20 protein-coding genes are annotated in these 20,478 nt (G+C 62.0%); 15 read left to right on the top strand and 5 right to left on the bottom strand.

Annotated features, from left to right (window positions below):
- Window positions 1-23 precede the first annotated feature (23 nt).
- The 10 genes from CAF63_RS06285 (at window position 24) to CAF63_RS06240 (ending at window position 10,225) form a co-directional block, all read left to right on the top strand.
- The gene (locus CAF63_RS06285; RefSeq protein ID WP_085683845.1) at window positions 24-650 is read left to right on the top strand and encodes a transposase; all 627 of its coding nucleotides are present in this window, start codon (window positions 24-26) and stop codon (window positions 648-650) included.
- 55 nt (window positions 651-705) lie between these two features.
- Entirely contained in the window at window positions 706-2,301 is a 1,596-nt protein-coding gene (locus tag CAF63_RS06280) for a ShlB/FhaC/HecB family hemolysin secretion/activation protein (protein ID WP_085683844.1), read from the top strand.
- Window positions 2,302-2,315: 14 nt separating this feature from the next.
- Complete coding sequence (locus CAF63_RS06275; RefSeq protein WP_085683843.1) at window positions 2,316-4,115, top strand: DUF2341 domain-containing protein; 1,800 nt, start codon at window positions 2,316-2,318, stop codon at window positions 4,113-4,115.
- A gap of 11 nt (window positions 4,116-4,126) precedes the next feature.
- Window positions 4,127-4,552, top strand: a complete 426-nt coding sequence (locus CAF63_RS06270; protein ID WP_007955109.1) for a biopolymer transporter ExbD — start codon at window positions 4,127-4,129, stop codon at window positions 4,550-4,552.
- A 3-nt stretch (window positions 4,553-4,555) separates the two neighbouring features.
- On the top strand, window positions 4,556-5,266 hold the full coding sequence (locus CAF63_RS06265) for an energy transducer TonB (RefSeq protein ID WP_085683842.1): 711 nt from the start codon (window positions 4,556-4,558) through the stop codon (window positions 5,264-5,266).
- A 39-nt stretch (window positions 5,267-5,305) separates the two neighbouring features.
- Window positions 5,306-7,003 carry a putative porin gene (locus CAF63_RS06260; RefSeq protein ID WP_085683841.1) on the top strand — a complete coding sequence of 566 codons (1,698 nt, stop codon included), beginning with the start codon at window positions 5,306-5,308 and terminating at the stop codon, window positions 7,001-7,003.
- Between the two features lie 16 nt (window positions 7,004-7,019).
- The gene (locus CAF63_RS06255; RefSeq protein ID WP_085683840.1) at window positions 7,020-7,649 is read left to right on the top strand and encodes a DNA repair protein; all 630 of its coding nucleotides are present in this window, start codon (window positions 7,020-7,022) and stop codon (window positions 7,647-7,649) included.
- A 29-nt stretch (window positions 7,650-7,678) separates the two neighbouring features.
- Window positions 7,679-8,146 carry a YbjN domain-containing protein gene (locus CAF63_RS06250; protein ID WP_085683839.1) on the top strand — a complete coding sequence of 156 codons (468 nt, stop codon included), beginning with the start codon at window positions 7,679-7,681 and terminating at the stop codon, window positions 8,144-8,146.
- An 11-nt stretch (window positions 8,147-8,157) separates the two neighbouring features.
- Entirely contained in the window at window positions 8,158-9,090 is a 933-nt protein-coding gene (locus tag CAF63_RS06245; protein WP_371807392.1) for a peptidylprolyl isomerase, read from the top strand.
- Between the two features lie 157 nt (window positions 9,091-9,247).
- The gene (locus CAF63_RS06240) at window positions 9,248-10,225 is read left to right on the top strand and encodes a LysR family transcriptional regulator (protein WP_085683837.1); all 978 of its coding nucleotides are present in this window, start codon (window positions 9,248-9,250) and stop codon (window positions 10,223-10,225) included.
- A gap of 143 nt (window positions 10,226-10,368) precedes the next feature.
- Here CAF63_RS06240 and CAF63_RS06235 read toward each other — a convergent pair whose 3' ends face one another.
- Window positions 10,369-10,740, bottom strand: a complete 372-nt coding sequence (locus tag CAF63_RS06235) for a DUF6124 family protein (RefSeq protein WP_085683836.1) — start codon at window positions 10,738-10,740, stop codon at window positions 10,369-10,371.
- A 386-nt stretch (window positions 10,741-11,126) separates the two neighbouring features.
- Here CAF63_RS06235 and CAF63_RS06230 point away from each other — a divergent pair, with 386 nt between their 5' ends.
- The gene (locus tag CAF63_RS06230) at window positions 11,127-11,645 is read left to right on the top strand and encodes a GNAT family N-acetyltransferase (RefSeq protein ID WP_085683835.1); all 519 of its coding nucleotides are present in this window, start codon (window positions 11,127-11,129) and stop codon (window positions 11,643-11,645) included.
- 132 nt (window positions 11,646-11,777) lie between these two features.
- Here the strand turns inward: CAF63_RS06230 and CAF63_RS06225 are convergent, their stop codons facing one another.
- Together CAF63_RS06225 and ccoN are read right to left on the bottom strand one after the other, a co-directional pair.
- Window positions 11,778-11,999 carry a CcoQ/FixQ family Cbb3-type cytochrome c oxidase assembly chaperone gene (locus CAF63_RS06225; protein ID WP_085683834.1) on the bottom strand — a complete coding sequence of 74 codons (222 nt, stop codon included), beginning with the start codon at window positions 11,997-11,999 and terminating at the stop codon, window positions 11,778-11,780.
- A 15-nt stretch (window positions 12,000-12,014) separates the two neighbouring features.
- Complete coding sequence (ccoN, locus tag CAF63_RS06220) at window positions 12,015-13,442, bottom strand: cytochrome-c oxidase, cbb3-type subunit I (protein ID WP_085683963.1); 1,428 nt, start codon at window positions 13,440-13,442, stop codon at window positions 12,015-12,017.
- A gap of 341 nt (window positions 13,443-13,783) precedes the next feature.
- Between ccoN and CAF63_RS06210 the strand changes: the two genes are divergently transcribed.
- From CAF63_RS06210 to CAF63_RS06195, 4 genes are all read left to right on the top strand, one after another.
- The gene (locus CAF63_RS06210) at window positions 13,784-15,457 is read left to right on the top strand and encodes a nitrite/sulfite reductase (protein ID WP_085683833.1); all 1,674 of its coding nucleotides are present in this window, start codon (window positions 13,784-13,786) and stop codon (window positions 15,455-15,457) included.
- On the top strand, window positions 15,454-15,933 hold the full coding sequence (locus CAF63_RS06205) for a DUF934 domain-containing protein (RefSeq protein WP_085683832.1): 480 nt from the start codon (window positions 15,454-15,456) through the stop codon (window positions 15,931-15,933). The genes CAF63_RS06210 and CAF63_RS06205 overlap by 4 nt, the downstream gene beginning before the upstream one ends.
- 129 nt (window positions 15,934-16,062) lie before the next feature.
- Complete coding sequence (locus CAF63_RS06200; protein WP_085683831.1) at window positions 16,063-17,037, top strand: hypothetical protein; 975 nt, start codon at window positions 16,063-16,065, stop codon at window positions 17,035-17,037.
- A 79-nt stretch (window positions 17,038-17,116) separates the two neighbouring features.
- On the top strand, window positions 17,117-17,788 hold the full coding sequence (locus CAF63_RS06195) for a DUF3313 domain-containing protein (protein ID WP_085683830.1): 672 nt from the start codon (window positions 17,117-17,119) through the stop codon (window positions 17,786-17,788).
- A gap of 49 nt (window positions 17,789-17,837) precedes the next feature.
- Here the strand turns inward: CAF63_RS06195 and CAF63_RS06190 are convergent, their stop codons facing one another.
- Complete coding sequence (locus CAF63_RS06190; RefSeq protein ID WP_085683829.1) at window positions 17,838-18,833, bottom strand: DUF3829 domain-containing protein; 996 nt, start codon at window positions 18,831-18,833, stop codon at window positions 17,838-17,840.
- Window positions 18,830-20,476, bottom strand: coding sequence for a J domain-containing protein (locus tag CAF63_RS06185; RefSeq protein ID WP_085683828.1), 1,647 nt, complete (start codon window positions 20,474-20,476; stop codon window positions 18,830-18,832). Before CAF63_RS06185 ends, CAF63_RS06190 begins: the two co-directional genes overlap by 4 nt.
- Window positions 20,477-20,478 lie beyond the last annotated feature (2 nt).

The raw sequence follows: 20,478 nt of genomic DNA, 5'->3' as shown, positions 1-20,478 counted from the left end.
GGCGGGACGCCGGGAGTGAGGCAATGGGGACTATGGAACGCTACTCGAAAGTGGGCATGCAGGAACTCGATCAACGCCTGTCGAAGATCGTCGAAGCCGCGCGCAAGAAGCCGGTTTCGGTGTATCGCTACGGCGCGCCGTGGGTCTGGATCGTGTCGCAGGATGACTGGCAGGGCGCCTTGAAAGAGGTCTCCAGCTACATTCCGCCGGGTCATTCGCTGGTGCTGCTGCGCCCGCAGATCGACGATTTGCTCGACGCCCACCGCGACCTCCTGCACGACCTCAATGCCCAACCCGGCATGCTGATCGCCCCGCAGACGGTCATGCACATTCTGCTGCTGCAACTGCTGTATTCGGTGCCCAGCGAGCAGCAGCTCTACGAACAGCTCAATTACAACCTGCTGTTCCGCTGGTTCGTCGGCCTGGGCCTGAACCAGAAAGTCTGGAGCTTCAACGTCCTCAGTCGCGACATCGCCACGCTGCTCAACGAACCGCGTGCGGTGCAGCTCATCCAGAAAATCATCGGTGAAGTGTTCTGCGGCGCGCTGCTGCAAATGCCCGAGTTCTCGCTGAACTTCGCGCTGCTGCACACCTGGCTGGGCAAGCACACCGGGGCCGGCACTTCAGCAATCAAGAACGCCAGTAACTGACGCACACGCATGGCGCATGAGCGCCAACAGGTCATCGCGAATTTCAGGGGGTAGTGTGGATCAGATTTTCACGTCACGGCTGGCGCTGTGGGGCTGGCTGCTGGTGACGGCCGGCGCGCAGCCGGCGTTCGCCGAGGAGGCCGAAAACACAGCAGCGCAGCGTCTGGTGGACGTCAACGAATACTTCGTGCGCGGCAATACCGTGCTCGATGCGCGGGCGATTGAAGAAGCGGTGTATCCGTTCCTCGGTCCGCAAAAAGCCTTGAGCGACATCGAAGGCGCGCGGGACGCCTTGCAGAAGGCCTATCAGGAACGCGGCTACCAATCGGTGTTCGTCGAGCTGCCGGAGCAAGCGGTGGCCGACGGCATCGTCTACCTGCAAGTCAGCGAAACCAAAGTTGGCCGGGTCCGCGTGGTCGGCGCCAAACACTATTCGCCGCTGGACATCCGCGACAACGTCCCGGCCCTGAAGGAAGGCGAGGTGCCGGACTTCGCCAAGGTCCAGGGCGAACTGGCGCAACTCAACAAAACCCCGGGCCGGCAGGTAATGCCGCTGGTGCGCGAAGGGCAGCGCCCCGGCACCATGGACGTGGATTTGCAGGTCGAAGACCAGAACCCGTGGACCGCCAGCGTCGGCCTGAACAACGACTACAGCGCCGACACCGAAAAGCTGCGCACCGTTACCAGCCTCGGCTACAACAACCTTTGGCAACTGGGCCACAGCGTCAACCTGACGTTCTTCACCGCACCGCAGGAAACCGACAACGCCAAGGTCTGGTCCGGTTCCTACACCGCGCCGCTGACCGAGCGCTGGAGCGTGCAGTTCTCCGGTTACCAGTCCGACAGCAACGTCGCCACCCTCGGCGGCAGCAACGTGCTCGGCAAGGGACACTCCTACGGCGTAGCGGCGATCTACACCATTCCGTCCAGCGGCAACTGGTCGAACTCGCTGTCGGCCGGCATCGACTTCAAGGACTTCGACGAGCGCCTGACCCTGTCCGGTGAGAGCGACAAGGTGCCGCTGAAATACGCGCCGCTCACCTTCGCCTACAACGGCTATCGCTACAGCGAAAAGAGCCAGCTCGGCCTCGGCCTGAGCCTGGTCGCGGCCACCCGCAGCATCTTCGGTTACGGCAGCTCCGACGAAGACTTCGACTACAAACGCTACCGCGCCAACCCGAGTTTCGCCGTGCTCAAGGGCGATACCAACTTCACCTGGACCTTCGACAGCGACTGGCAGAGCGCGAGCAAAGCTGCGTTCCAATTGGCGTCGGGACCGCTGGTTTCCAACGAACAATTCTCTGCCGGTGGCGCGACCTCGGTACGCGGTTATCTGGCCGCTGAACGCACCGCCGATGACGGCTTCCTGTTGAGCGAAGAGCTGCGCACACCGTCGCTGGCCAAATACGTCGGCGGCTGGATGCAGGACTGGCGCTTCTACGCCTTCGCCGAGGGTGCGCAACTCTATCTGCGCGACGAACTGCCGGACCAGGACGCCAATTACGCCCTGGCCAGTGTCGGCCTCGGCACCCGCGCCAGCCTCAGCAAATGGCTGTCCGGCAGCCTCGACTGGGGCTACCCGCTACTCGAAGGGCCGAACACCTCGAAACAGGAATCGCGCCTGCACTTCAACCTTCAGGCCACTTTCTAACAAGGAGCACCTCCATGCAGCGCCTTTTCCTTTCGTTGTTGATCTGCCTGGGCTTCGTGCTCCCGGCCACGGCTCAGGCCTGGTGGCAGGACGACTGGCATTACCGCAAACAGATCGCCGTCGACACCACGCCGCAAGGCGCCGCGATCAATCAGGCCCTGGGCCGCACCGCGCTGCTGGTGCGCCTGCACACCGGCAACTTCACCTTTGACGGCGTGAAAGAGGACGGCTCGGACCTGCGCTTCGTCGCCGCCGACGACAAGACCGTACTCAACCACCAGATCGAAAGCTTCGATGCGCTGATGGGCATGGCGCTGATCTGGGTCGATGTGCCGAATGTCGAGGGCGGCCAGCGTCAGGACATCTGGATGTACTACGGCAACCAAAAAGCCCCGGCCACCGGCAACGGTCAGCTCACTTTCGATCCGAATTACACCGCGCTTTATCACTTCGACGGCGCCACTGGCACCCCGGTCAAAGACACCACCGCCTATGGCAACACCGCGCAGAGCGCGACCGGCGCCGCCATCGATGGCGTAGTAGGGCGGGCCTTGCAGTTCAGCGGTCAGCCATTGCTGCTGCCAGCCAGTCCGTCGTTGCAGCACAACGCTGGCAGTGCCTTCACCTTCAGTGCCTGGTTGCGTCTGGATCAGGCTAATGGTGAGCAACTGATCCTGGCTCGCCGCGAAGGCGCCAACAGCCTGTTGGTCGGTGTGAATCAGGGCGTGCCGTTTGTGGAAATCGACGGCCAGCGCGCCGTGGCCACGCAGCCGCTGAATCCGGGCCAATGGCAGCACGTCGCATTGACCGCTGAAGGCGCGAAAGTGACGCTGTACATCAACGGTCGCGAAGGCGCGGCACTGGCTCAGACGATGCCGGCGTTCAATTCGGTCATGGCCATCGGCGCTGATCTCCATGAAGGTCCTTTCCAGCCGTTCGTGGGTGCCATCGATGAGCTGCGTCTGTCGAAAGTCGCCCGTCCGGCGCCGCTGTTGCTGGCTGACGCCACTTCCCAGGGCGCCGAGTCGAAACTGGTGGCTTACGGCGTCGATGAAGAACAGTCCGGCTTCGGTTTCGGCAGCCTCGGTTTCCTGCTCAACGCCGTGCCGGTCGATGCCTGGGTGATCATCGCGGTGCTGGTGCTGATGATGTTCCAGTCGTGGATCATCATGCTGCGCAAGAACCGCACCCTCAGCCGCGTCACCGCCGCCAACGAAGACTTCCGCGTGCAATTCGCCAAGGTCGGCACTCGCCTGGAAATGTTCGCTGACGACACCCAGCTCGCCCAGCGCTTGCAACATTCGCCGCTGTGGCGCCTGTATCAGGTGGCGGTGAAAGAGATCCGCACCCGTCGCGAGCAGGGCGCCGATACCTCGTCGGTTTCGGCGGCGACCATCGAAGCGATCCGCTGCTCCATGGACGGCGTGCGCACCCGGGAAAACCAGCAGCTCAGCTCGAAACTTTCGACCCTGTCCAACGCCATTGCCGGCGGCCCGTACATCGGCCTGCTCGGCACCGTCCTGGGGATCATGGTGGTGTTCCTCGGCACGGCCATGGCCGGCGACGTCAACATCAACGCCATCGCGCCGGGTATGGCCGCCGCATTGCTGGCGACCGCCATGGGCCTGTTCGTCGCGATCCCGGCGCTGTTTGGCTACAACCGCCTGATCACTCGCAACAAGGAAGTCAGCGCTGACATGCGCGTGTTCGTCGACGAGTTCATCACCCGTCTGGCGGAGATGCACGGTGAAGGCCAGTCCAGTGAAGCGGCGCATCAGCGCGGTCATCACGCCAATCACTCCGTACCGGCCTGAGGAGCACTGACATGGCGTCCGTAAATGCCTCCCACGACGATGACGAAGATGCCGCAGTGGACAGCATCAATATCACGCCACTGGTGGACGTGCTGATGGTGGTGCTGGTGATGTTCATCCTCACCGCTACCGCGCAGGTCTCCGGGATCCAGATCAACCTGCCCAAGGCCAGCGCCGCCGTGTCGCTGTCCGAGGCCAAGACCAAGGCGATTTCGGTCAACGACGGCGGCCAGGTGTTCCTCGACGCCTACCCGGTGACCTTGCCGGAGCTGGAAGAGCGCCTGCGCATCGAGAAAGCGCAGAACCCGGACTTCCCGGTAATCGTGCGCGGCGACGCCACGGTGCAATACCAGAAGGTCATCGAAGTGCTGGATCTGCTGCGCCGGCTCGAACTGTCCCAGGTCGGTCTCGTCACCGGCAAACCGACGCAGGGCTGAGTGATGACTGCACAACTGCCAATCGAGCCTTTGCCGGTGAAGAAGTCGCCACTGCGTTACGTGAAGTGGGGCGCCGGGCTGCTGCTGGGCGCCGTCGCGGCGTTCCTGTTGTGGCAGTGGGCCAACGACATGAGCGGCATCCGCCGGGAAGCGCCGAAGGTGCCAACGATCATTCCGTTACCGCCACCGCCACCGCCACCTCCGCCGCCGGAAAAGCCGCCGGAGCCGGAAACCCCGGTCGAGGAAAAAATCGTCGAGCCCGAGCCAACGCCCGAACCGCAAGAGGTCAAGCCCGAGGAAGAAGCACCGCCATCGCCAGCGGACGACCTGGCCAACCCGATGCAAATGGACGGTGACGCCCAGAGCGGCAGCGACGCCTTCAACATCGGCGCGGGCAAGGGCGGCGGCATGGCCGGCTCCGGCGGTGGGCGGTTGGGCAACGGCACTTACAGCCAGTTTCTCGCGTTCACCTTCCAGAAGCTGCTGCGTGAGAACCCCGACCTGCGCAACCTGGCGTTTTCGCTGCAGGCCGATGTGTGGCTGAGCAGCGTCGGCGAGATCACCCGGGTCGAGCTGATCAAGTCCAGCGGCAACCCCGAAATCGACAGTCAGGTGTTGGCCGCATTGCGTAACGCGCCCCACCTGAGCGAGCGGCCACCGGCCTCCATTACCTTGCCTGTGCGCATGTCCCTGCAAGGGCGGCGTCCGGGTTAACCGAATTCATAAAGCTGTATGAAAAGGAGTTGTGTGCAGATGATTTCCAACGTGAATCGATTGTCCCTGGCGGTCGGCATGGTCATCGCGACCCTGGTCGGTCAGGCCGCGGCAGCGCCTGCGCCCTCGGAGAACGCCACGATCAATCTGATCCGCTTGCTGGTCGAGCAGGGCATTCTGAAACAGGACAAGGCCGACGCGCTGATCGCCCAGGCCCAGAACGAAGCGGTCCAGGCCAAGCAGGCTGCGGCGTCTACCGCTGTGGCAGCCGGGCCGGTCGCCGCGCCGGGCGATGTGCGGGTGCAATACGTGCCGGCGGCGGTGCGCGACCAGATCCGCGATCAGGTCAAGGCCGAAGTCATGGCCACCGCCAAACAGGAAAACTGGGCCGCGCCCAACACCTTCCCGGACTGGGCGTCGCGCATCAGCTTCGACGGCGACATCCGTCTGCGTGACGAATCGCGCTATTACTCGGGCAGCAACAGCAATGAAATCGTCGACTTCGCCAAGCTCAACAACAACGGCCCGTACGACGTGAACCCAAACAGCAGCACCGCGTTGCCGCCGTTGCTCAACACCCGCGAAGACCGCGAAAACCTGTTCCGCCTGCGCGCCCGGTTGGGCATGAAAGCGGAGATTTCGCCGCAATGGACCGCCGGCATCCGCATCGGCACCGGCTCGGACAACAACCCGGTGTCGACCACCCAGAACCTCGGCGGCGGTTTCTCGAAAAAAGACATCTGGCTCGATCAGGGTTACCTGACCTGGAAGCCGTCGGATGAACTGACCCTGACCGGTGGCCGCTTCGCCAACCCGTTCATGTCCACCGACATGCTGTATTCCAACGACCTGAACTTCGACGGTGTGGCGGCGATTTTCGACCACAAGCTCAGCCGCGACTGGGGCGTGTTCGGCACCGTCGGCGCGTTCCCGGTGGACTACACCAACGACACCACCACCAGCAACGGCTTCGACAAGGAAGAAAGCGACAACAAATGGCTGTACGGCGCGCAGATCGGCGCCAAATGGGCGATCAACAGCAACAACCGCTTGAAAGGCGCGCTGGCCTACTACCGCTTCGACGACATCGAAGGCCAGCGTTCCAGCCCTTGCGAACCGTGGGCCGGCGCACCGGGCTGCGACAGCGACGGCACCCGCGCAGCATTCATGCAGAAGGGCAACAGCGTGTTCCTGCTGCGTGACATCACGCCGAACCCGCTCAACCCGACCACCACGCCGCAGCCGCAATTCGTTGGCCTGGCGTCCGAGTTCAACCTGCTGGACCTCAACGTGGTGTGGGACGCCGACCTGCCGGAAGACTTCAAGCTGCGCAGCCAGGGCAACTACATCCACAACCTCGGCTACGACGAAGGCGACATGCGCAAGCGTTCCGCCGGGCAACTGGTCAACAACCTCGACAGCAACGGCAACATCGAAAGCGGCGCCAATGCGTGGATGGTCCAGTTCACCCTCGGCAACGCGCTGGAGCTGAAGAAGCAGGGCGACTGGAACCTGTTCGCCGGCTACAAGTACATCCAGCCGGATGCCTTGCCGGACGGCTTCAACGACTCGTCCTTTCACCTCGGCGGCACCAACGCCAAGGGCTATATCCTCGGCGGCAACTACGGCCTGGCAAAGAACGTTTACGCCACCGGCCGCTGGATGAGCACCGAGGCGGTGTACGGTGCGCCGTTCGACATCGACGTCATGCAGCTTGAGATCAACACGCGCTTCTAAGCGCCGGGAGAGGGTTATGAAAATCCGCTTTTTATGGCTTGGACTCGGGATGTTGATCGCCACCGGGGCGAGCGCCGAAGGCATGGAGGAACGCCTGCGCACCCAGTTGCGCAGCACCACCCAGCAACTGCAAACCTTGCAAAGTCAGCAGGCCCAGGCCAGCGCCGCGCAACTGGCGGCGCAGAACGAGGCCAAGGCAGCACAGGCGCAAATCAAGCAATTGACCGCCGAACTGGCCAAGGCCAAAGGCCTCGCCGAGCAACTGGCCGGGCAGCAGCAAAGCCTGCATAGCCAGGCCCAGGCGCAAGTCGCGGCCAGCAACGAGCAGACCGGCAAGTTCAAGAAGGCCTACGAAGAGCTGTTGGTCCTGGCCCGTGCCAAAGAGGCAGAACGGTCTAAGCTTCAAGCGCAATTGACTGAACGTGACACACAAGTGCAGCAATGTTCGGTCAAGAATCAGCAGATGTACGGCGTGGCCAAGCAGATTCTCACCGCCTACGAAAACATCGATGTGGCCGAGGTGATGAAGATCCGCCAACCCTTCGCCGGCAGCGCCCGGGTCAAGTTCGATGAGCTGGCTCAGGGCTTTGGCGACGAACTGTACAAGACTCAATTCGATGCGCCGCAAGCCGCGATCGCGCACTGATTAAAAGACTCATGGACAAGGAAGAAGTAATGACTCAATTGATCTCCCACGTATCCCCGCAATCCCTGACCGACGTACTGCAAGCCGCCGGTTACCGCGTCAACCAGACCGAACAGAACGGCATCGTCCAGTTGCTCAGCGCCAGTCAGGGCATCGGCTATGCGGTGCGTTTCGGCAACCCGGCGGTGGCGGAACAGGGCAGCTACGTCGACTTCACGTTCAGCTGCGCCTTGCGCGTGCAGGGTGAGTTGCCGGCCGGTGTGGCCGAGCAGTGGAACGCGACCCGCCGGTTTGCCCGGTTGTCGTTGCAGGGCGAGTTTCTGGTGATGGAGATGGACGTGGTGGTAGCGGCTGGCGTCAGCAACGATCACCTGCGCGGCAACCTGGAATTGTGGGATCGCCTGCTTCAGGAATTTATCGTGTACCTGCGTGATTTCACCCAAAGCGCTGCCGTTGCCCAGGCACCCAAGGTTGAGCAAGAGGAAGTCGCGCTGTGACGAAACCTGCCATGGTAATCAGCGCCGCTGCGGTGGCGCTGTTGGTGGTCGCCGTGGCCCTGGTGGTGCGGCCGGGCAATGACCCGGTCGCCGCCCAGCAACCGGCGCCGATCGTGGGAGCCAGTGCCGGGCCGGCGGTGGCTCGACTGGGCAATCAGCAGGTCACGCCGGAGGAATTGCAGGCGCTGCTGGCGGCCGTCCCGCCGCAGACTCGTGAGCAACTGCGTGGCAATCGTGAGGCGCTGGAGCGCTGGATTCGTTCACGCCTGGCCGAAAAAGCCGTGCTGGAACAGGCCGATGCCCAGGGCTGGGCGCAGCGTCCGGACGTGGTTCGGCAAACCCGAGCCGCCACCGAACAGATCGTGTTCCGCGACTATTTGCAGTCGGTGAGTCAGGTGCCGGCGGATTACCCGAGCGCCGCCGAGTTGCAACAGGCGTATGACGCGGGCAAGGCTAATTGGCAGACGCCGGCGTTGTATCGGGTCAGTCAGATTTTCCTCGGGGTGAATGAGCCGCAGAATCTTGAGGCCGTGCGCAAGCAGGCTTCGGAGTTGAGCAAGAAAGCCCAGGCGACTCCGGCTGACTTTGCGGCGTTGGCCAAAGAGTTTTCTCAGGATCGTCTCACTGCCGAACGTGGTGGTGACACCGGCCTGCAACCCTTGCAGCAATTGGTGCCGGAAGTGCGTGGCGCGGTGGCGCGGCTCAAGGTTGGCGCGGTCTCCGATCCCGTTCAAAGCAGCGCCGGTTTCCACGTGATCAAACTCACCGAACAACAACCGGCCCGCACTGCGACCCTCGACGAGTTGCGTGACCAACTGACTCAGGCCTTGCGGGCACAGCGTCAGGAACAGATTGCCCAGGCGTACCTGGACGGCATGCTCAACACCGCGACGCTGAGCATCGACGGGGCCGAGCTCAACAAGGTGCTGGAGGAAAAACTGTAATTCAGATCCACCTCTGAACTCTGTGGGAGCGAGCTTGCTCGCGAAAGCGGTGTATCTGGCAATGAGATGTTGCGTGTGCCGATGCCTTCGCGAGCAAGCTCGCTCCCACAATGGATTTATGCAAAGGCAAACAACAAAGATCGACAGGGAGTCATCGATGTCATTCACCGAACCCGCAGCACGACAGAGCAGCGCCGATTTCCGCTGGCCCCGGGACAAGGACGAACCCTGGCTGGCGCAAGCAGCGACCCTCGACGGCGACGTCGCGCAATATTTTCTGGTCAGTGCCCGTTGCGGCTGCTTCATGCAGGCCGCCCGCAGCCTCAACGTGCGCTCGACCCTCCTGCGCAAACAACTGGCGCAGCTCGAACAGCAACTGCAATGCGCGCTGTTCAGCTTTCAGGGCAGCGCCTTGAGCCTGACCCGCGAAGGCCAGCAATTGCAGGCAAAACTGATCGCCCTGGCTCACGAACGTAAACTCCCGGTGATCGAGCAACCCCTGATCAGGCTGGCTGTCGCCGAATCGATCCTGCATGACATCCTCGGTCGCGACCTCATCGCACTGCTGCGCCGCAACGCCAGCGTGCGCCTGGAGATCATCGCCCTCGACAGCGAACTGGCCCTGCGCGCCGTCAGCGCCGACATCGTGCTCTGGCTCGCCCATGGCGACACCCCGCATCCCGGCCCGACCTTCGCCACCAGCGAACCGCAACGCCTCGCGCAACTGGAATACCAGCCGCATATCGCCAAACGCTACTCCCGCGTGACTGCACGGCCGGAAAGTCCGGACGACCTTGCCGATTTCATGCTGGTGCAATGGCAGCATGACCGGCAGATCGACAGCTTCCGGCCGTGGAATGAACTGGTCGAACAGCGGTTGGCCGGGGTGGTGCAGATGCAGTCTTATGAACTGATGCTGGAGATGATCCGGTGCAGCGCGTGCATCGGGTTGTTGCCGATGTACATGAGCCGGTTTGATCGCGGGTTGGTGGCGTTGCCGGGGTTGTTTGAGGAGGCGATGCGGTTGCAGGCGTGGCTGGCGGTGAACAGCGAATCGCAGGAGGTCGGGGAGGTGCAGACCTTGGTGGATTTGATTCAACGCACGTTCAATGAGCGGCAGGAGTGGTTCGAGTAATTTTTCTTAGATCGTTCCCACGTCGAGGCGTCGAACGCGTCCGCGTGGGAATGCCTCAAGGGACGCTCCGCGTTCCAGCACTGGAAGGGACGCGGAGCGTCCCGGGCTGCATTCCCACGCAGAGCGTGGGAACGATCATCGAACTAAAGCGGCGCCTCAGCCTTCAACTCCAGATTATCCAGCGCCCGGTTCACCGCCAGTTCCCCCAGCATGATCAGTTGCGCAATGCCCAAAAGCACATGCCGATGTGAGCCGTCCACCAGCCCGGCGAAGTCGGTGGCCATGGTTTTGGCCGAGGTCAGGGTTTCGCAGGCGTCGGCCAGCAGTTCTTCGCTGTCGATGCCGGGGGCGATGAGGTAGCGGGTGTTGGGTTTGAGCAGGGGGGTTCTGGGGTGGAACGGATTGAGGTAGTGATCGAGAGCGCGGTCGGCGGCTTCGTGGAATTTCTTGGAATCCAGGGTTTCGTAGGGCGAGGTCGGGTCGGTTTCAGGTGGGTTTGGTGTTGGTTTGATCATGGTGGAGCTCCTTGAGAATGGAGCCGTCATCCATCGCTGCTAAACGAACGAGGTGGCGGCTGTACGCGGGTTAGCAGACCAGGCTCAAGGATCCCGGCGCACCGAAGTGCCCCACGCAAGCCGCCATAAAACAGAAATGGCGAAACCAGCGTGCCTTGAGAATTGCCGAGCTGCTAAACCCGGTCGCTGATTCATCAGCGACCGGGAAACGATAGAGCCGACCCTCAAGGCGCACAAGCCGGCGGATTCTGGCGGATGCGTAGGCAATGGCGCAAGGCGATGTGGCTTGCCGGACGTTTCGGTCAACGGCTTTAAACAGTCGTGGCGAATCCGTGAAGAAGCGGTTTACAGTGACCGGCCACGCACTGATCCAGGAGGGATCTTTCATGCCTGAGCACAACCCCGCGATTGATCTCGAACGCTTCAGCGAATGCCACCTTGAAGGCGTCACTGCGCTCTACAACGACCCGGCGGTAGCCCGGCAAGTGTTGCAGATGCCGTTTCAATCCTCCGAGATCTGGCGCCAGCGCCTGATGCCGGACAGCGAGCGAGTGTTGAAACTTGTGGCGCTGCACCAAGGGGTGGTGATCGGTTATCTGGGGCTGGAGGCTTTTTCCCGGATTCGTCGTAGTCATGCCGGCAGCATCGGGCTGAGCGTTGCGGTGGCCTGGCAAGGCAAGGGGGTGGGGACGAAGTTGATGGCAGCGGCGCTGGAAGTCGCCGACAACTGGATGAACCTGCACCGGGTCGAACTGAGCGTGTACGCCGACAACGAGGCGGCCATCGGGCTCTATCGCAAGTTCGGCTTCGAAACCGAAGGCCTGTTCCGCGATTACGCCGTGCGTGACGGGCAATGGGTCGACACCCTGAGCATGGCGCGTCTGCGCCAGACGCCAAAGGTTTGAAAGATCGTTCCCATGCTCTGCGTGGGAATGCCTCAAGGGACGCTCCGCGCTCCAGCTCCGGAAGGGACGCGGAGCGTCCCGGGCTGCATTCCCACGCAGAGCGTGGGAACGATCAACATCAACGGAAGTAGCTCACATTTCGAGGTTGACCCACCCCGGCTTCGCCACCTCCGGCGCCACCGCTTTCACGGTTTTACCGGTGGCCATCTCAACCCGCCGAGCCACCTCCGGATCATCCGCAAACGGCGTCAGACTCGCCTCATCCAGACTTTCGGCCGTCTCGTGCCGCAAGCAGTACTCAACCGCCAGCCACAGAAACACCACGCCCAACACATTCAAGAAAACATCGAACATGACCGGCTCCCTGTATCAGGCGATCTGCGCTTCACGGTGGGTAATCGCAACATTCGCCACCCGCACCGTGCGCCATACGTTGTAGGCCATCAGCAACATGCCGCTGAGGAAGAACACCCCGCCGGCAAACCGCACGACAAACCCCGGATGGCTGGCCTGCAGCGCTTCGACGAACGAGTAGGTCAGCGTGCCGTCCTCGTTGATCGCCCGCCACATCAGGCCCTGGGTAATCCCGTTGACCCACATCGAAGCGATGTACAACACGGTGCCAATGGTCGCCAGCCAGAAGTGCAGGTTGATCAACGGTGTGCTGTGCATCCGCTCGCGGCCAAAGACCTTGGGCACCATGTGATAAGTCGCGCCGAAGGTGATCATCGCCACCCAGCCCAAGGCCCCGGCGTGGACGTGGCCGATGGTCCAGTCGGTGTAGTGGGAGAGGGCGTTGACGGTCTTGATTGCCATCATCGGCCCTTCGAACGTCGACATGCCGTAGAACGCCAGCGACAAAACCAGGAAGCGCAGGATCGGGTCGGTGCGCAATTTATGCCACGCGCCCGATAGCGTCATCATCCCGTTGATCATCCCGCCCCAGCTCGGCGCCAGCAGGATCAGCGACATCGCCATACCCAGCGACTGCGCCCAGTCCGGCAGCGCGGTGTAGTGCAAATGGTGCGGGCCGGCCCAGATGTACAGGGTGATCAGCGCCCAGAAGTGCACGATCGACAACCGGTACGAATACACCGGCCGATTGACCTGCTTGGGCACGAAGTAATACATCATCCCGAGGAAACCGGTGGTCAGGAAGAACCCCACCGCGTTGTGCCCGTACCACCACTGCACCATGGCGTCGGTAGCGCCGGAATACACCGGATAGGACTTGAACCAGTCCACCGGGATCGACAGGTGATTGACCACGTGCAACATGGCGATCACCAGAATGAACGCGCCGAAGAACCAGTTGCCGACGTAGATGTGCTTGGTCTTGCGCTGCACCACGGTGGTGAAGAACACGATGGCGTACGCGACCCAGACCACCGCCATCCAAACGGCGCCGGAGAATTCGATCTCGGCGTACTCCTTGGTGGTGGTGTAGCCCATCGGCAGGGTGACCAGCATGATCACGATCACCGATTGCCAGCCCCAGAAGGTGAAGGCGGCGAGCTTGTCCGAGTACAGCCGCACCTGACAGGTACGCTGCACCGCGTAGTAACTGGCGGCGAATTGCGCGCTGCCGGCGAAGCCGAAAATCACCAGGCTGGTGTGCAACGGTCGCAAGCGGCCGAAGGTGGTCCACGGCAAGTCCAGATTCATCTCCGGCCATACCAGTTGCGAGGCGATCCATACCCCCATCGCCATGCCCACGACACCCCAGAAAACAGTCGCGATGACGAATTGGCGGACGACCTTGTAGTTATAAGCCTGTCCGATTGTTGCTGTGCTCATGGTCAGTTCATCCACGGTTGCAAAGTCTTGCCAGGCCACCCGGTCTGGCACGAGCTGCACTGTAGAAACCCCACCGGAAACAAAACAGGCTCAGGAATTGTTGATTTATGCGGATCAGATCCAGGCGCTGCCTGCGGCCATCTGCCGCGCCCTGATACGGTTTTTATGCGTTCAGGTGAATCTGTAACGGGCTGCGCTGCAACGTCATAGTGCTTGCAAGAAACTGTGGGAGCGAGCTTGCTCGCGATTGCGGTGTGTCAGCCAACATTGCAGTTGCCTGACACACCGCAATCGCGAGCAAGCTCGCTCCCACAGGAAACTCCTGATGAGGTGGCAGTTGCATGTATCAATACGATGATTACGACCGGGCGCTGGTGTTCGAGCGCGTTGCGCAGTTTCGCGATCAGGTCGAGCGCTTCATGGCCGGGGAGTTGAGCGAAGAAGAGTTCCTGCCGCTGCGCCTGCAAAACGGCCTGTACATGCAAAAGCACGCCTACATGCTGCGAGTAGCGATTCCCTACGGCACGCTGAGTGCCGAACAGATGCGCACCCTGGCGAGCATCGCCAGTGACTACGACCGAGGCTACGGCCACTTCACCACCCGGCAGAACATGCAGTTCAACTGGATCGAGCTGCACGAAGTGCCGGATATTCTCGAACGTCTGGCGCAGGTCAACATGCATGCGATCCAGACCTCGGGCAACTGCGTGCGCAACATCACCACCGAAGCTTTCGCCGGGGTCGCGGCGGACGAGTTGATCGATCCGCGTCCGCTGGCGGAGATCCTGCGGCAATGGTCGACGATCAACCCGGAATTCCTGTTCCTGCCGCGCAAGTTCAAGATCGCCATCTGCTCGGCGAAGCAGGATCGCGCGGCGATCATGATGCACGACATCGGCCTCTATCTTTACCCGGGGCGTTACGGCCAGATGCTCCTGCGGGTGATCGTCGGCGGTGGTCTGGGGCGCACGCCGATCCTCGGTCTGCAGATCCGCGATGGCCTGCCGTGGCAGCACTTGCTGTCCTACGTCGAGGCGGTGCTGCGGGTCTACAACCGTCACGGCCGGCGGGACAACAAGTACAAGGCGCGGATCAAGATTCTGGTCAAGGCGCTGGGTATCGAGGCGTTCGCCAAGGAAGTCGAAGAGGAATGGCAACACCTCAAGGACGGCCCGGCGCAACTTACCGAAGATGAATACCAACGCGTCGCCAGTGCTTTCGTGCCGCCGAGCTACCAAACGCTGGCGGGCACCGATCTGGATTTCGGCACGCACCTGGCCGACAACCCGGCGTTCGCCCGCTGGATCGCGCGCAACGTGCAACCGCACAAATTGCCGGGCTACACCAGCGTGGTGCTGTCGACCAAACCGGGCCCGACTTCGCCGCCGGGGGACGTCACCGATGCGCAGATGTTGGCCGTGGCCGACTGGTCCGAGCGTTTCGGTTTCGGCGAAATCCGCATCGCCCACGAGCAGAACATCGTCCTGCCGGATGTGCCCAAGTCCGAGCTGTTCGCGCTGTGGCAACTGGCGAAAGCGCAGGGCCTGGGCGCGGCCAACGTCGGTCTGCTGACCGACATAATTGCCTGCCCCGGCGGTGATTTCTGCGCGCTGGCCAACGCCAAATCGATCCCGATTGCCCAGGCGATTCAGGCGCGCTTTGACAACCTCGACTACCTGCACGATCTGGGTGACATCAGCCTGAACATTTCCGGCTGCATGAACGCCTGCGGCCATCATCACATCGGCAACATCGGGATCCTCGGCGTCGATAAGAACGGCAGCGAGTGGTACCAGATCACCCTCGGCGGCGTTCAGGGCAAGAACAGCGCACTGGGCAAAGTCATCGGTCCGTCGTTCAGCGCCGCTGAAGTGCCGCAGGTGATCGAGCGGATCATCGGCACCTTCGTGCGTTATCGCGAAGCCGAAGAATTGTTCGTCGATACCGTGGCACGCATCGGACTGGAGCCGTTCAAGGAGCGGGTCTACCCGAAAGCGCTGGAGGTGCCGGCATGAACAATCTGCTGCGCATGGAGGCGGGCGGGGCGCGGATCGTGCTGGATGATCCTTGGACGCTGATCCGCTCGCCAGAAACAGAGTTCAGCGCGGGGATGTTGATTCTACCGCTGGCCCAGTGGCTCGATTCACCCTCGACCCATGCGGTCTGGCTCGGTCCGGACGATGGCGTCGAAAGCCTGCTGCCATGGCTGACCTCGCTGCCACTGATCGCCCTCGATTTCCCGAGCTTTCGCGACGGCCGCGCCTACAGCCAGGCCTATCTGCTGCGCAGTCGTTTTGGCTGGAAAGGCGAGTTGCGCGCCATCGGCGATGTACTGCGCGACCAGCTCAGCCACATGCGCCAGTGCGGTTTCGACAGCTTCGCCGTGCGCGAGGACAAATCCGCCGAGGATGCGCTCAAGGGGCTGGCCGGGATGAGCGTGTTGTACGGGCGCTCGGTGATCGAGCCGCGCCCCTTGTTCAGACGCCGCTGATGCAGGGGAAACCCTTAGAACCCTGATGAATCGGGGATTTTTCCTTGGGTCGATGGTGGCCTTTTGGTAGAGTCCCCGTCGCCAGCGGGTTTTCGGCTGGACGACGGAATGAAGAAGGGAGTCTGATCAGTGAGTCCGGGCAAAAAAATTCTGGGCATCACCGCGTTGCTGTTGATGGTGACGCTGTGGGCCGGTTACATCTACGTATTCAACGAAAACCGTGCCGGTCAGCTCGGTGGCGTCGGCGAAAGCACCGCGTGGTGCGGCACGCCGCCGAACACTGAGGCGGCGCTGTTGGGCAAGGATCAACTGACCCTGCGCATCACCAACAACCTGCGCGGCGAGTTCATGCTCAGCGGCGCGGTGGTGGTGTCCGAACGTACCTTCAACCGCTATGACCTGGGCCGCAACGAACTGCGTCTGCGCCTGGAACCGTTGCAGTGGTCCTACGGCGTCACGCCGATCTTCCTTGAGCAAGTAAAAGTCCTGCCCCTGAGCCGCAACCTTGCCTCGACCGACAAGAGCGCCTTTGCCGAACTCGAATCGCGGCCGATCAGTGTTCAGGGCCGGGTCACCGAATTCCCTTTCGACACCTATCGCTACGGCTACAAACCGGTGCTGTATTACCTCAAGGGTAGCGAGCGCATCGACCTGCGCTTCAAGAACATCACCACGCTGATGGAGATGTCCAACACCTTCACGCCGATCCAGAAATACAACCGCGCCGACTACATCAACGAGAAAAACTCGATGATCCGCGACGAGGACTACAAGGCCTACGGTCCCCACGAATGCGCGTTCAGCGTCGAGCGCAAAGGCTCGTTCAAAGTCGTGGTGCTGTTGATGCTGCTGGTGCTGTGCCTGCCGCTGCTGCTGGTGTTCTACCGCGATGAGCCGGGGATCGACTTCCTCGCTACGCTGGTGGGAATCGGCGTGGTGCGCACGGTGCTGGTGGGGCCGGTGCAGGATTTCCAGCTGTACAACATTGATTTTCTGTTTGGTGCGGCGATTTTGCTGGTGGGGACGGTGTCGCTGATCAAGGCGATGCGGGCGAACAGCCGGCGGGAGATGGCGTTGAGAAGTGGGGAAACTTCGAGCTGGTGACGGGTCGCAATCGGCGCGCTTTTAGCTATACCTGTAACTCCTGATGCAATAAATCCGGCCTTCCAACAGGAGTTACAGCATGAAGCTTGCCGTAATGATGAGCACCTTGTGTATCGCCACGCTGGGCGTGGTGGGCTGCTCCAGCAAAACCGTTGCGCCAGACGAGTATTCGGGGTTTCTCAAAGACTACAGCCAGCTCAAGGAGGCGAAGTCGCCGTCCGGCGCCGAGGTGATGCGGTGGATCGACCCGAAAATCGACATCGGCAAATTCACCAGCGTCTACATCGAACCGACCCAGCTCTATCCCAAACCGCAACCCACCGTGAAGATTCCGCAGCAGACCCTCAACGGCATCACCAGCTATTACGATCAGGCACTCAAGCGTGAATTGGGCAAGTCCCTGCCGCTGGCCTCAGGCCCCGGGCCGGGCGTGATTGTGGTACGTGCGGCCATCACCGCCGTCAGCAGCAAGACTGAAGGCCTGCATGCCTATGAAGTGATTCCGGTGGCGTTGGTGGCGGCAGCGGTCAGCACCGCCAGCGGCATTCGCGATCAGGAAACCACCCTGGCGACCGAAGCGGTGTTCCTCGATGGCGGCACCAATAAGGTGGCGGCGCAGGTGGTGCGCAAGGGCACCGGCAAACCGCTGGAAAACGATTCGCAGGTGATGAAGGCCGATGACGTGAAAAGCGTGATCGACGGCTGGGCGGCGGATCTGCATCAGTCCTACCTCAAGCTCAAGGCCAAGTAAGACCGGCACGCCGGGTCGTCCCTGAGGGCGATCCGGCGTGTGCACTGCGTCAGAAACTGGCGCGCGCCAGTCGGTTGTAATGGCTGAGCAAGCCGTCGTAACTGCGGGTCACGGCGTAGTAGTCCTCGCTCAGGCGCTGAGGCTCTGAGTGGTTCTGCCAGTCGGTGTGCAGCGTGTTCAAGGCTTCGAGATAGTCTTGCCCCGGCTCGCCGATGCGCAGCCACAGATCCCGTGCAGCATCGGTCTTGTTCTGGAATCCCCCCGTGCGCGGCGCGAGCCAGGGGGCGCGACGGTTCCAGGCCTGTTGCAGCTTTGCGGTGGTCTCGGCCACCAATTTCGGGGTCAGGGTGCGGTTTTTCATCGCTTCGTCGAGCACATCGACGGTCTCTCGCGCCTGAATCATGTACGCCAGCAAGTCCCAGTGAATGTCTCTGCCCAGACGCGCTTCGATCAGCTTGAGCTGTTCGGGACGCTGCGCGGCGTCGAGCGGCAGCAGGCTTTGTCGCAGAGCTGTCGAAGCGCCGATGTACTCCTGTGACACGCGCTCGATCGCCGCGAGTTCGTCAGGGGAGGGCTGTTGCGATCCGGAGATGAAACTCGCCTCTCGGTAAAAGCGCGTTGGAGCAATGGTTGTCGTGACGTGATTCAGGGCCCGAACATACTCGTTGGCCTGTCGTGCCAGCTCTGGTTGCCAGGTCAGCAATTCGAGTTTTTCCGTGAGGCCCTGACCGCAGACATCACGCTGTATGTCGCGCACATTGAACGCGTCACTGTCGTCGAAATCCTTGAGGTTCTTCAACCAACGCTGGTCGCGAGGCAAGGGCGGTTGAGGGTTCTTGTAGCGGTCGTAGGCCGCTCGCCATTGCACGTCGATCCGGTTGACGCAGGCGATCACCGGGCTCAGCGCATTGGCCTGAGCGGTGACCGGCGCATCACGTCCATCCAGCCAGAGATCGATCTGGAGGAAAGGACGGGTCGTACTGGTCAGCGCCATCACTACCAGCGCGAAGAAAATACCGACGCAAAACATTACTCTCGTGGTCATGGTCGCGCCTCCTTGCCGTACCACTGTTCAACGGTGGCCGGTGCGCTGCATTCGGCGGTGGTGGCCGGCAAGCGGCTGCACAGGCGTTCGGCCCAGGGTTGCAGGCCCTGATTGCGATTGACTGTGCCTTGGCTGGCGACCACCTTGAACACGCCGAGCACGAGGGCCAGCACCACAATCCCGAGGATCGTCACGCCGACTTTCACGGCAGGTCGGCTCTCTTCCCAGGACACCCGTGGCCGGGACTGCCAGCGCCGCACCAGTCCGAACGTTACAAGGGTTGCGGCATACACCACGCCGGCAATCGGGCCGAAAAACCAGGCAAGCCCGGCCACCATCAGCGCACCGGGCACGAAGTCGCGCAGCACGCCGAACGGCGGCCAGTCTTTGAGGGATCCGGGGCAAAGGCTTGTGCTGAGCCGGTCATCCAGCCGCCATACGCGATGAGCAGCGTTGTGCACCAACCAATTGAGCCCCGCCACGATCAGGCCAAACACCACGGTCGAGATCATGACGATATTGATCAGTCCACTGAGGCGCGCGCCCAACGGAATGTAATGGGTGAACGCGCCTATCAGGCAGGCCAACACCACGCCCACGTAGGTTGGCCAGTCATTGAAACTCAGCTCCCAGTCGCGCCAGAAAAACGCCGTGCCGCCGGGCATCTGCGCGCAGACATTGGGGTGATTGGCATACAGCTCCGAACTCAACTTGCGGCACTGCGCCCAGTCTTCTTCGCGCAAGCGTCGGGCCAGTGCGCGGCGGGCGCTGAACGAGCCGGTGCCCAGCAGCAGGCGGGCGGCGCGGTGTTCGGGGGTGGCGGGTGGTTCCAGGGCGAGCTGTTGCTGGCGTGCCACAAAAAACGGCGCATTTTGTCGAGCCAGCAGGCGTTGCCATTCGCCGTCAGGGCAGGGATTTCCTGTGCCGCCGTGCCAGCCTTGACCGCTGCGCACCCGTTCGAATACCTCGGGAGACCAAAAAGGCGAATCCAGCAGCATCTGGCTCAGGGCACGGTTGAACCATTGCTGATGTTGTTCAATCGCCAGCCAGTTGAAATCCGCACGGCGGGCGTAAGCCTGGAGGAATCCGTCGACGTCTTCGCGTTCGAGGGCATCACGCATCGGTTGCGTGATACGCGTGCGCTGCCGGGCCAGCAACAGCTCGATCGATTCCTCATCCAGCTCCAGCCGTTGCCAGGCGCTGAACCAGAAAAAGGTCGGCACTGCCCAGTCCACCAAGCTGTCGGAGGATTGCGGGTGTTCGATGCAGTGATGCAGCAGCGTGTCCTCGAAGATGTGCGCACAGCCTTGTTCGAGGGCGACGGTGTGGCGACGTTCGAGCTCTTCAACGCTGAGCCCGTCCAGCGAGCGGGTTGCCAGTTGCAGGGCGTCGACCTCGACCACGGTCAGGCCGCTCAAGTCCCAGGATTCTTCAATACCCTGTTCTTGCTCTTCGTCCTGATTCTGCTCGTGATACTGCTGCCATTCCTTGTACGCCAGCGCCTGCTCATAGGCATCGCGCAGCCGCTGGAAACCCTCGGGGTCGTCGTCTGGGCGGGTCTGTTTGAGCAGGACGGCATATTGGCGTTTGATAGTGCGCACATCGGCGTCGGCCGACAGGCCAAGGACGGTCCAGCAACTCATTG

Origin of the sequence: Pseudomonas sp. B20(2017), from assembly GCF_002113125.1 — a bacterium.
Taxonomy (GTDB): Bacteria; Pseudomonadota; Gammaproteobacteria; order Pseudomonadales; family Pseudomonadaceae; genus Aquipseudomonas.
This window is presented reverse-complemented; position numbering and strand designations above follow the sequence as displayed.